Genomic DNA, 12,217 nt, shown 5'->3' with positions numbered 1-12,217 from the left:
TGGTTGACGCGGTTGCGCCGGCTGCGCCGACGGTTGATCCGTCGAACGGTTCCGAGGTTTCGGGTAAGACCGAGCCTGGTGCTGAGGTTGTTGTCAAGGACAAGGACGGCAACGTCATTGGTCAGGGCACCGCTAACGTAGATGGATCGTTCACCATTGGACTGACGAAGCCACAGAAGCAGGGAGCAGCGCTCTCGGTCACCGCAGCTGACGCTGCAGGCAACACGTCCGGCAAGACCGTGATCACGGTTCACGGAAAGGAAGAGATCAAGGACACCTGGAAGCGTTTGGGCGGTGCGAACCGCTTTGAGACCGCAGTCGCGATCTCGAAGGAGCACTTCCCCAAGGGCAGCAAGAACGCCGTGATCGCTCGTTTCGATACCGCGCCTGATGCGCTGGCGGCTGCGCCGTTCGCTGCAAAGAAGGATGCTCCGCTGCTGCTCACCCAGACCATGGTGCTCACTCCTCAGACGAAGGCGGAACTTTCCCGCCTGAAGGTTGAGACTGTGTACATCGCAGGAGGCACTGGTGCAGTGTCTGCTGGTGTGGCTGGTCAGATCCAGAAGATGGGCATCAAGGTCGTCCGTCTGGGCGGTGCTGACCGTTTCGAAACGTCGAACACGATCGTGAAGGCCGGCTGGCCGGAAGGATCGGGCGAGGTGTTCGTCGCAACCGCATGGGACTTCCCCGATGCGCTGTCCGCTGGTGCTGCTGCAGGTGGCGCGAAGGCTCCGGTCCTTCTAGTCGACGGGAAGTCCTCGGGCCTGCGTGCTGATGTCCGAAAGGTGCTCGAGGGGCTGAAGCCTGCTCAGATCAACGTGGCTGGCGGCACTGGTGTGGTCTCGGCTGGAGCTGCGACGCAGCTCGGCAAGATCGCCAAGACGGCCCGCTACGGTGGAGCGGATCGATACGCGACCTCTGCGCAGATTGCGAAGAAGTGGCACACGGCCGGCGGAAAGGTGTACCTGGCAACTGGTGCAAACTTCGCGGACGCGCTGACTGCTTCTGCAGTCGCGGGTAAGGACGCCGCTGGCCCGATGCTCCTGGTGCGCAACAACTGCGTCCCCGACCCGGTGTACAAGGCGCTCAACGGCACGATCAAGCCGAAGTTCGGGTACGTGCTTGGTGGCAAGGGAGTGATCTCGGACCGCGTGCTGAACAGTCGCCCGTCCTGCTAATTCGCTAGTGCCGCGTTGCGGGGTCGGCATGGCTTGGTGGTCACCATTTCGGCCACGAGCCATGCCGGCCCCGCGTTGTGGCGGGCGCGACCGGCCAAGTTGATGGCTGTTTACCAAAGCGGGTGCTTTTCCTTTGAGCAATCAGGAAGAGCGCCCGCTTTGGTGTTTGAAACCCTCCACCGCTAGCGTCGGCTTGGGGGCAACCAGGAGAAGAAAGTAGGAGCATTGGGTTCCCAGAAGAAGGCGGCTACTTCAGCCAGAAGGCCTCCGACGGCACCACCGAAGCCGTATCGAGCCGGAATGATCGTGATCCACGGCGTCGGCAACCAAACACGTGGTGCCACCACAGACCTAGTTGCCCGGCGCCTTGCGGAGACCCTTGCAGAGGTCGGAGTGACGACGAGGTCCGAAGACACTCCGCCAGCATCGGATGTCCCCGCCGCCACCGAGCTGTTCATTGGGTCGAGCCGCCCGGTTCTCGTCGCAGAGGGGTACTGGGCCGATCTCATCCGTCAGAGGCGCGGGAAGAAGCTTCGTTCCTTCCTGCAACGGGTCTGGTTCGGTATTCCTGTCCTCCCGTTCTTGTTCTCTGCGGCGCTCGCGCCTCGCGCGCACGAGAGCGCACTCTTCTCCGAACCCCAGAAGAAGAGTTGGAAAAGCCTGTTCTCCTTCAGGGACGAGTGGGCGTTCGCGCGGCGAGCATGGCCGACTCTGTGGCGCTGCATCACGATGATCGCTGTCGTACTGCTCGCAATTGCTGGAGTGAAGTGGCTCGGCCTTCTGGCGACTCTGGCAGTCCTTGGAGCTTTGGCCATCGCAAGCTGGTTCCTGCTGCGCGGCCGGTGGGACGTCCTCGAGCATCTTCGCGTAGCGGGACTCGAAACGGAGACCCTCGCACTCATCGAGGATCGTCTGGTCGGCAGTATTGATCATCTTGCGGCCCAATGCGACGAAATATGGATCGTGGGGCACTCCCAGGGCGGGTATCTTGCGCACCGACTTCTCACCGGCCCCCATCGGAATCGATGGTCGAACGTGACGAAGTACACCGGCCTGGCATCTGGGATGCGGCCCATCCGCCTCATCTCCATCTACCGGGAATGGCGTTGGACGGTCAGCGGCTGGTTGAACCTCATTGGCGGGGCCCTGGTGATGATCGGGACGTGGGTCGCTTCCGAACCGGGAGGGCTGCTCAGCAGCGATGGCTGGCGCCAAACAGTGGGCGCCCAGTTGCTAATCATTGCCAGGCCCGACATCTTCATGCTGGGAGAGCTCCCAGAGCTTGCGATGAATGACATTATTCCGACGGACTGGTCCTCAGTGCCGTTCTTCCTCGCCGGGATCGTGTTCGTCGCCTGCGGTCTGACGATCGGAGCGAAGGCGCGCAGCACCAACCCGACTCTGCTGGCGCTTCCCAGCAGAGTCGAATGGGAAGAACTCGCGTCTCCCAGCGACCTGGTGGGAAGCATGTCGATCCCAGAGGTGCCGAGCTCAGCGAACTTCCGAGTCGTGCCGAGCCTACGACAACCCCTCGCGGACCACTTCATGTCCGCTTACTTTTCTCGACTGTCGATTTTCAGGTTCGAGGCGGCACGGTGGCTGACGGGATCGGATCGTTCCAGGGCCGCATTCGCGAACCTTCAGGAAGCCGAGCATGCACTGCGGGACCTGACGGATCGCACTTATCGCCTGCGATTTGGCATCCAGATGGCTCTGATCGTTCCAGCAGTTGCGCTGCCGGTGGCTCTCGGGGCCTCACTGTTCGGTCTCGCAACCTCGTACCTGAAGATCGGGCTCATCGTCGCGGGTGTCGTGGCTTGTGTTGCAGCGTTCTGGTGGTTCGGCTCTGCGCGCAGAATCGTGACGCGTTTCGTCGAAGCGTCAATAGTGAAGGAGTTCAAATTCTTGCCGCCGCGTAGACGACCGACCTGGGCTGTTATGGTCGGCGCATTCGCAGGACTCCTCAGCGCGCTCTCCGCCTTCAGCTTGACCCTCTACGGCCAGCTGCTCGTCGCCCATGGCGAGGCCGACCAGACAGGTGCATTGGTTCAAGGTTTAGGGTCGGCCGGTACTCGCCTGATGAGCGTTGCGGTCCTCTCGTTTCTTGCGGTGAGCTTCGCGGCGGCGCAGGTGCGGGGCGTGCGCGCGCTGTTGTTCTTTGCTCTGGTCTGGGCCGGTTCAGCGCTCGGGATTCTGGACCAGATTGGAAGACCATGGGTTGACGCTTGGATGCCGGGACTCATGCCCACCGCTGCCATAGAACTCCTTCTGCTCCTCGGAATCGTGTTCTGTTGGCGCCGCCGCCCCGTAGGCCTGGTTCCTTCTCAAAGCGCTGAGACTGTGAACTAGGTTCTGTGGCACTTGACGAGCTGAGCCGAAGGCAGGCGCAGACATGCGGTCCATGCGCTGGAAAGCCGAACGTCTAAACCTGGAATGGTGCGTTTGGTGGCGCCGGGCAGCCCAGGCGGGGTAAAGCCTGTCGGATTCCGTGAGGCACCCCACGAGTAAGAAACAGCAGGCCCCGGATCGGATGATCCGGGGCCTGCTGTGTTTTCGGGTGCTTGCGGCGGTCCGCTCGCGCACGAGCCGCGCCCACGATCAGGCGATCGCCACGCCGAACAGGATCCCGATGAGGTAGGTGGCGGCCATGGTCGCCGAGCCCATGATCACGTTGCGCAGGATCGCCGGCCAGATGGGCGCCTTGCCGAGGCGGGCGCTGATGAGGCCCGTCAGGAACAGGCCCACCACGACCGACGCGGCGGTCATGATGACGGGGGCTCCGACGGGGAGCAGGATCATCGCGAGCGGGATGAGCGCGCCGATGGTGAAGGCGACGAACGACGACAGGGCGGCGTGCCACGGGTTCGTGAGCTCGTCGGGATCGATGCCCAGCTCGACCTCGGCGTGCGCGGCGAGCGCGTTGTGCGCGGTGAGCTCCTCGGCGACCTGCCGGGCGAGGCCGGCCGACAGCCCGCGCTTCCGGTAGAGGCCGGTGAGCTCGGCGAGCTCCGCCGCGGGCTGCTCCTCGAGCTCCTGGATCTCCTTCGCGACCATCGCCTTCTCGGTGTCGCGCTGGGTGCTCACCGAGACGTACTCGCCGCCGGCCATGGAGAAGGCGCCGGCCACGAGCGCGGCGATGCCGGCGGTCGCGATCGCGGGGACGTTGCCGGGGGTGGCCGCGGCGACGCCGACGACGACGCCCGCGACCGAGACGATCCCGTCGTTCGCGCCGAGCACGCCCGCGCGCAACCAGTTGAGGCGCTGGCCCAGACGCTCGTCGTGGTGCGCCTCGTGCAGGTGGTTGATCGCGGCTTCGATATCGGACGTCTCGTCGGTCATGGCTCCATGATGCTCCCGCTCAGGAAGCCCCACAAGCAAGGCAAGGCTGTGCATACCGGGCACCGAGGCACTGCTCCCGCTAGCCCGCCGCCCCGCCCCGCTCGCTCTCGAGCGCGAGCCACGCGAGCTCCTCGTCGACCACGAGTTCGGTGATGATCCCGGCCGCGAGGGCGCCGCGCAGGCTCTGCAGCTTGGCGGCTCCCGAGACGACGCAGATGCGGCGGGGGATCCGGCGCACGACGTCGAACGAGGGGCCGCTCGATCGTTCGTTCAGGGGGATCCCGTCGGTGCTGCCGTCCTCGCGGAAGAACTGGGTGGCGCAGTCGCCGACCACGCCGGCGTGCGCGAGCTCCTTCAGATCCTCGCGCTCCAGGTAGTTGCCCGAGTAGATATGGGAGCGGCGGTCGCCGAGGCGCGAACCGAGGCTGAACACGAACAGGTTGGCGGATGCCTGGAGCTTGAGCACCCGGCTGATGGAGCGTTCGCGCCACAGCGCTCGCCGCGTCTCGGGGTCGTCGAAGATCGCGGGGACGGTGAACTGGTAGACGGTGGCCGAGAAGGCGTCGCCGAATCCGCCGAGGAGGCCCGCGGAGTATGCGAGGCCGGAGGTGTGGAGGTTCGCGGCGCCGTTCAGCTGCACCACGCGGGTCTCGTGCACGGGCTTTGCGGGGAGGTGCCGGGCGACGGCGGTCGTGGTGGCGCCCCAGGCGACGCCGATGGTGGATCGGTCGTCGACGGCTGCGGCGACGAGGTGGGCGGCGGTGCGGGCGGTGCGGTCGAGCCGAGCGCTCTCGGAGGCGCGGGCGGGGGCCGGCGCGACGTGCGCGGTGATCCCGAACCGTTCGGAGAGCTGCTGCTCGAGCCGGGAGCGCGCCTCCTGCGGGGAGTGGACGCGGATCTCGACGAGTCCGGTGTCGCGGGCGTAGCTCAGCAGCCGCGAGATGGAGGACCGGGAGACCCGCATCTCCTGCGAGATCGCCTCCATCGTGTGGTTCTGCAGGTAGTACAGCTGCGCCGCGCGCAGCGCCTCCCGCGCCTTCGTTGCGTTCGCCGGATCTGCCACCGTGCTCCTTCGAGTCGACCCATTCTGCACATATGTGCAGATCGCTTGCAAGCCCGTTCAGTGCTGGATCAGGCTGTGCGTGAATCTCGAAAGGTCTGGACCCAATGAACGATCGCCCGTCGCCCGCTCGCCCCGCCGTCGAAGCTCTGCGCGAGCGCCCGAGCGCCGATGTGCTGATCATCGGCGGAGGCATCAACGGCATCGCCACCTTCCGCGAGCTGGCGCTGCAGGGCGTCGATGTGGCACTGGTGGAGCGCGGCGATTTCGTCTCCGGAGCCTCCTCCGCGTCGAGCCACATGGTGCACGGCGGGATCCGCTACCTCGAGAACGGCGAGTTCCGGCTGGTGAAGGAGGCGGTCACCGAGCGCAACCGCCTGCTGCGCACCGCCCCGCACTACGTCCGTCCCCTCGAGACGACGATCCCGATCTTCTCGACCTTCTCGGGGATCCTCTCCGCGCCGTTCCGCCTGCTCGTCACGCACGGCCGCGGCAAGCCCCGCGAGCGCGGCGCCGCGCTGATCAAGATGGGTCTCACCCTCTACGACACCTTCTCGCGCGACGGCGGCCAGGTGCCCCGGCACCGCTTCCTCGGGCGCCGGCGATCGCTGTCGGAGCTGCCGCAGTTGAACGACGACCTCTCGTACACGGCGACCTACTTCGACGCTTCGATGCACGATCCCGAGCGGCTCGCCCTCGACGTGCTGCACGACGGGATCGTGGCCGGCGGCGACCGTGCGCGCGCCGCGAACTACCTGCCCGCCGTGGGCTTCTCGGACGGCGCAGTGCGGCTGCGCGACGAGGCGAACGGCGGCGAGGAGTTCGACTTCACCGCCAAGCTGATCATCAACACCAGCGGCCCGTGGACCGACCTCACCAACGCCGCGCTGGGCGAGGGCACCCGCTTCATGGGCGGTACGAAGGGGTCCCACGTGGTCCTCGACCACCCCGAGCTCCTCGCGGCGACGGGCGGGCGTGAGATCTTCTTCGAGCACTCCGACGGCCGCATCGTCCTCATCTACCCGCTCAAGGATCGGGTGCTCGTGGGCACGACCGACATCGAGGCGGATCCGGCGAAGCCCGTGGTGTGCACGCCTGACGAGGTCGACTACTTCTTCGACCTGATCTCGCACGTCTTCCCGAAGATCGAGGTCGATCGCTCGCACATCGTCTACACCTTCTCGGGCATCCGTCCGCTCCCGCGCCACGACGACACCGCTCCCGGCTTCGTGTCGCGCGACTACCGCATCGTCGCGTCCGAGCGCGCAGGGGTGCCTCTGCTGAGTCTCGTCGGCGGCAAGTGGACCACCTTCCGCGCGCTCGCCGCGCACCTCGCCGACGATGCGCTGGAGATCCTGCACCAGCGCCGCACCGTGCACACCGAGACGCTCCCCATCGGCGGCGGAGACGACTTCCCGCGGACCCCGGCGGCGCGCACCACCTGGGTGGCCGCGCGGGCCGACGGGCACGGCCGGGATCGCGTCGAGCAGCTGCTCGACCGCTACGGCACCCGCGCCGACGAGGTGCTCGCCGTCGCGCCCGAGCACGAGCCGGAGCTGTCGCGGATCCCGGGCTACACGGCGTCCGAGCTCGCCCACCTCGCGGGGACCGAGCAGATCGTGCACCTCGACGACCTGCTCCTGCGCCGCACGTCGATCGCGTTCGTCGGCGGCGTGACCGCCGAGCGCATCCGCGCCGCGGCCGAGGCCATCGCGCCGGCGCTCGGCTGGGACGAGGATCGGACCGCGAGCGAAGTCGCCCGCACTATCGAACTGCTGCGCACCGCGCACCGCATCGACCCCGAGAAGGGAGGCGCGTTCATCGGCGGCTGAGCAGCCCGATCCGAGCGGCGCGTCCGCTCCTCCACCCGCCGGTCCGCAGCACCGGCCCACCCACACTTCTCCGATGCGCGGGCGAACCGCCCCGCGTGCAGCGCGAGAGAACCCGAAAGGTCAATGACGACATGCAAGAAGTCAATCTCGGTCTCTATTTCCTCTCCGAACTCGTCGGCACGGGGCTCCTCATCCTCCTCGGATGCGGCGTCGTGGCGAACGTCGTGCTCGCGAAGACGAAGGGCAACGGCGGCGGCACCCTGATGGTGAACTGGGGCTGGGGCCTTGCCGTGTTCATCGGCGTGCTCGCCTCCGCCTACTCCGGCGCGATCCTCAACCCGGCCGTCGGCGTCGGCCTGCTGATCGCCGGCAAGATCTCCGCGGTCCAGTTCTTCGTCGCGGCGGGCGCCGAACTCCTCGGTGCGATCCTCGGCGCGATCCTGTGCTGGATCGCCTACCGTCAGCACTTCGACGAGGAGCCCGAGGCGGCCAACAAGCTCGGCGTCTTCTCGACCGGCCCCGCGATCCGCTCGTACGGCTGGAACTTCATGACCGAGGTCATCGGCACGTTCGTGCTGGTCTTCGCGGTGTTCGCGTTCGCCGACCAGGGCGACATCAACGTCGGCGTGCCCGGAGGCCTCGGGCCGCTCACCGCGCTGCCGGTCGCGCTCGTCGTCGTCGGCATCGGCGCCTCGCTCGGCGGCCCCACGGGCTACGCCATCAACCCCGCCCGCGACCTCGGCCCCCGCATCGCGCACGCGCTGCTCCCGATCAAGGGCAAGGGCTCCAGCGACTGGGGCTACGCTTGGGTTCCCGTGCTCGGCCCGCTCGTCGGCGGAGCGATCGCGGCGTTCGCTTCCCCCGTCCTCCTGGGGCTCGCCGCCTGATCGGCGCGCTCACCGCAGCAGCACCCGAACCAGCAATTTCCTCACCGGAGCAACGCCGCTTTCACGAAAGGAAGCACCACATGTCTCAGTACATCATCGCGATCGACCAGGGCACGACCTCGAGCCGGGCGATCATCTTCGACAAGGCGGGATCGATCATCTCCGTCGGTCAGAAGGAGCACGAGCAGATCATGCCGCAGGCCGGCTGGGTCGAGCACGATCCGCTGGAGATCTGGCGCAACGTGCAGGAGGTGATCGGCATCGCGCTCGGTCGCGCCGACCTCACCCGGCACGACATCGCGTCCATCGGCATCACGAACCAGCGCGAGACCGCGGTGGTCTGGAACCGGAAGACCGGCCAGCCGGTCTACAACGCGATCGTGTGGCAGGACACCCGCACGCAGGCCATCGTCGACCGCCTCGCGGCCGACGGCGGCATCGAGCGCTTCAAGGAGACCGTCGGTCTGCCGCTGGCGACCTACTTCTCGGGCACCAAGATCGCGTGGATCCTCGAGAACGTCGAGGGCGCGCGCGAGGCGGCCGACGCCGGCGACCTGCTCTTCGGCACCACCGACTGCTGGGTGCTGTGGAACCTCACCGGCGGCCCCGAGGGCGGCGTCCACGTCACCGACGTCACCAACGCGTCGCGCACCCTCTTCATGGATCTGCGCACGCTCGAGTGGCGCGACGACATCCTCGAGGCCTTCGGCGTGCCCCGTTCGATGCTGCCGCAGATCAAGTCCTCCTCCGAGGTGTACGGCGAGGCCGAGGACTCCTCGCTGCTGCGCGGTACCCCGATCTCTGGCATCCTCGGCGATCAGCAGGCGGCGACCTTCGGCCAGGCGGCGTTCGACGCGGGCGAGTCGAAGAACACGTACGGCACGGGCTGCTTCCTCATCTTCAACACGGGCGAGGAGATCGTCCACTCGCAGAACGGCCTGCTCACCACGGTCGGGTACAAGCTCGGCGACGGACCCACCCACTACGCGCTCGAGGGATCCATCGCGGTCACCGGCTCGCTGATCCAGTGGCTGCGCGATCAGCTCGGGATCATCTCGGCCGCGCCCGAGGTCGAGGAGCTCGCCGACAGCGTGCCCGACAACGGCGGCGTCTACATCGTCCCCGCCTTCTCGGGTCTGTTCGCGCCGTACTGGCGTCCGGACGCCCGCGGCGCGATCGTCGGCCTGACCCGCTACTCGAACAAGGGGCACATCGCCCGTGCGGCGCTCGAGGCGGTCGCGTTCCAGACCCGCGACGTGCTCGACGCGGTCAACGCCGACGCCGGTGTGGATCTCACCGAGCTGAAGGTCGACGGCGGCATGGTCGCGAACAACGCGCTCATGCAGTTCCAGGCCGACGTGCTCGGCGTCTCGGTCGTGCGCCCCGTCGTCGCCGAGACCACGGCGCTCGGCGCGGCCTACGCCGCGGGCCTCGCGGTCGGGTTCTGGAGCGGCCTCGACGATCTCGCCGCGAACTGGCAAGAGGATCGCCGCTGGGAGCCCGCCATGGAGGACGCCGAGCGCGATCGCCAGCTGCGCAATTGGCGCAAGGCCGTCACCAAGTCGACCGGCTGGGTCGACGAGGACGTGCGCTGAGCGAGCTGAGGCGCACCGACGTGCGCTGACGCGATCCGCGTGACGCAGAGGGCCCGACCGGTCGACCGGTCGGGCCCTCTGCGTGGTTCGGCGGATCCGGCGGGCCTGCCGGGCCCGTAGCGCAACGCCCGTCCGGTAAATCGCTACGGCGTGTTTCGGAAAACCGCGTCATGAATCGCCCGATCCCCCGTGTTACAGGGGATGGGCGCCCCGTGAGCGCTCGTCGCGCTCACGAGGGGATCCCATGAACAGATTGACCACCCGCGCGCTCGGCGCGGTCGCACTGGCGGCGATGGCCGTCTTCGCAGTGCCCGCCGCGGCGCTCGCCGCACCGGCGCCGCCGGTGACTCCGGACTCCGGCCCGACCGCGGGCGGCACGACCGTGACGCTGCAGGCGCCCGCGGGAATCTCGTACACCGAGGTGAGCGCGGGATCCGACCACACGGTCGCGCTCGGCTCCGATGGCAGCACCTACGCGTGGGGGCAGAACGCGTCCGGCCAGCTGGGCAACGGCTCGACGGCTTCGAGCAGTGCGCCCGTGCGGGTCTCGGTGCCGGCGGGCGTGACGTTCACGCAGCTCGCCGCGGGCAGCGGCGGCAACACCCTCGCCATCGGTTCCGACGGCAACGCGTACGCGTGGGGGAACAACGAGGACGGGCAGCTCGGCGACGGCACCCGCACGAACCGCAGCACTCCGGTGAAGGTGCAGGCCCCGGCGGGCGTCTCGTTCACGCAGGTGAGCACCAACTGGTACACCTCGCTCGCGCTCGGCTCCGACGGCGGCGTCTACGCCTGGGGTGACAACACCTACGGCAAGGTGGGCAACGGCGCCGCCGGACCGAACGGCGGCGACAACGCCGTGCCCACGCCGACGCGGGTGCTCACGCCCGCGGGCGTGACGTTCACCCAGGTCGCATCCGCCGGACGCCATTCGCTGGCGCTGGCCTCCGACGGCACGGCGTACGCGTGGGGCGGCGGCTGGCTGGGACAGCTCGGCGACGGCGCCGGGCTCGACAGCGCCCTGCCCGTGGCGGTGCAGATGCCGGCCGGCGTGACCTTCACGAGCCTCTCCGGCGGCTACTGGTACTCGCTCGCCGTCGGTTCCGACGGCAACGGGTACGCGTGGGGCGACAATCAGTACGGCCAGCTGGGCGACGGCACCACCGCGCAGCGGAACGCGCCGGTGCGGATCCAGGCCCCGGCAGGGGTCACCTTCTCGCAGCTGAGCGCGGGCAACGGGCAGTCGCTCGGGCTCGGTTCCGACGGGCTCTCGTATTCGTGGGGCGCCAACGGCTCGGGCCTCGGCACGGGCACGACGTCCGCCACCGCACCGGCGCGGGTGCAGCTGCCCGCGGCGTCGGCGCCGTTCACCGGGATCGCCACGGGATTCGGGCACTCGCTCGCCATCGGATCCGACGGTGAGACGTACGGCTGGGGGCGGAACACCGCCGGGCAGCTCGGCACGGGCACGACCGCGAACCGGTCGCTGCCGGGCGCCGTGCTCACCCCTCCGGTCGAGGTGACGGGCGTCGCCTTCGACGGGATCGCGGGCACCGGCCTCGTCGACAACGGCGACGGCACGGTGTCGGTCGTGACGCCGGCGCACGCGGCCGGCCCGGTCGACGTGGTGCTGAGCTGGACCCTCGGCGGCGACGCCCGCCCGGCGATCACCCGCACGGACGGCTTCACCTACATCCCACCGGCGGTCGCCCCGACCATCACCGACCCCGAGGACCGCACGGTCGAGGCGGGTGGATCGGCGACCTTCACCGTCGACGTGACGGGCACTCCCGCACCGAGCACGGTGTGGGAGATCTCGACCGACGGCGGCAAGACGTGGAAGCCGGTGTCGTCGATCCCCGGCGCGCAGGTCTCGAAGGACGGTCTGAGTCTCACGGTGTCGCCCGCGACCGCGGCGCACGACGGACTGCGCGTGCGCGCGACCGCGACGAACGGCGCGGGCTCGGCGACGAGCGAGTCGGCGCTGCTGACGGTCGTGGCGAAGGCCGGACCGGGCGGCGGTGCCGACGGCTCCGACGGCGGTGCGAACGCCGGTGGCGGTGCGAACGCGAACGGCGGATCGGCTTCCGACGGCGGTTCGAACGGCGGCGGCGGATCGGGCTCCTCGGCGAAGCCGGGCTCGGGCCTCGCGACCACGGGTGCCGGGGCGCCGTGGGCGATCGCGGCGCTGGGCGGCCTGCTGCTCGCGGGTGCGGCCGCCGTCGGTCTGCGTGCGCTGACGCGCCGCGCGGCCTGAGCACGGGCCGACTGCCGCGGCCCAGCCGGCTCGTACTTCGGAGATCCGCACGATCTCGGACCTCTCCCC

Annotated in this window: 8 protein-coding genes; 6 read left to right on the top strand and 2 right to left on the bottom strand. The window is 68.5% G+C overall.

The genetic code is table 11. From position 1 onward, the window contains the following. Both ABD169_RS01705 and ABD169_RS01700 read left to right on the top strand, forming a co-directional pair. A partial coding sequence (locus ABD169_RS01705; protein WP_344028523.1) for a cell wall-binding repeat-containing protein occupies window positions 1–1,178 on the top strand: 1,178 nt, incomplete at its 5' end. A gap of 300 nt (window positions 1,179–1,478) precedes the next feature. Beyond that, a complete protein-coding gene (locus ABD169_RS01700; RefSeq protein ID WP_344028520.1) occupies window positions 1,479–3,527 on the top strand; it encodes a hypothetical protein in 2,049 nt (682 codons plus the stop codon). A 249-nt stretch (window positions 3,528–3,776) separates the two neighbouring features. Here the strand turns inward: ABD169_RS01700 and ABD169_RS01695 are convergent, their stop codons facing one another. Both ABD169_RS01695 and ABD169_RS01690 read right to left on the bottom strand, forming a co-directional pair. Beyond that, window positions 3,777–4,517: a VIT1/CCC1 transporter family protein gene (locus ABD169_RS01695; RefSeq protein ID WP_344028517.1), complete on the bottom strand. Its 741-nt coding sequence runs from the start codon at window positions 4,515–4,517 to the stop codon at window positions 3,777–3,779. A gap of 79 nt (window positions 4,518–4,596) precedes the next feature. Next, window positions 4,597–5,580 (bottom strand): sugar-binding transcriptional regulator, encoded by a 984-nt coding sequence (locus ABD169_RS01690; RefSeq protein ID WP_344028514.1) that lies wholly within the window; start codon window positions 5,578–5,580, stop codon window positions 4,597–4,599. A gap of 104 nt (window positions 5,581–5,684) precedes the next feature. On the opposite strand from ABD169_RS01690, the gene ABD169_RS01685 reads away from it, so the two are divergent. From ABD169_RS01685 to ABD169_RS01670, 4 genes are all read left to right on the top strand, one after another. Beyond that, window positions 5,685–7,409 carry a glycerol-3-phosphate dehydrogenase/oxidase gene (locus ABD169_RS01685; RefSeq protein WP_344028511.1) on the top strand — a complete coding sequence of 575 codons (1,725 nt, stop codon included), beginning with the start codon at window positions 5,685–5,687 and terminating at the stop codon, window positions 7,407–7,409. Between the two features lie 131 nt (window positions 7,410–7,540). Next, window positions 7,541–8,296 (top strand): MIP/aquaporin family protein, encoded by a 756-nt coding sequence (locus ABD169_RS01680; RefSeq protein WP_046456416.1) that lies wholly within the window; start codon window positions 7,541–7,543, stop codon window positions 8,294–8,296. Between the two features lie 80 nt (window positions 8,297–8,376). After that, the gene (gene glpK, locus ABD169_RS01675; RefSeq protein ID WP_046456417.1) at window positions 8,377–9,891 is read left to right on the top strand and encodes a glycerol kinase GlpK; all 1,515 of its coding nucleotides are present in this window, start codon (window positions 8,377–8,379) and stop codon (window positions 9,889–9,891) included. Window positions 9,892–10,135: 244 nt separating this feature from the next. Then, on the top strand, window positions 10,136–12,148 hold the full coding sequence (locus ABD169_RS01670) for an RCC1 domain-containing protein (RefSeq protein ID WP_344028508.1): 2,013 nt from the start codon (window positions 10,136–10,138) through the stop codon (window positions 12,146–12,148). The last annotated feature ends 69 nt before the right edge of the window (window positions 12,149–12,217 follow it).

The sequence above is a fragment of the Leucobacter iarius genome, assembly GCF_039530105.1.
In the GTDB taxonomy this organism is placed as follows: Bacteria; Actinomycetota; Actinomycetes; order Actinomycetales; family Microbacteriaceae; genus Leucobacter; species Leucobacter iarius.
The sequence above is the reverse complement of the archived record's forward strand: the minus strand, read 5'-3'. Positions and strand labels throughout refer to the sequence as shown.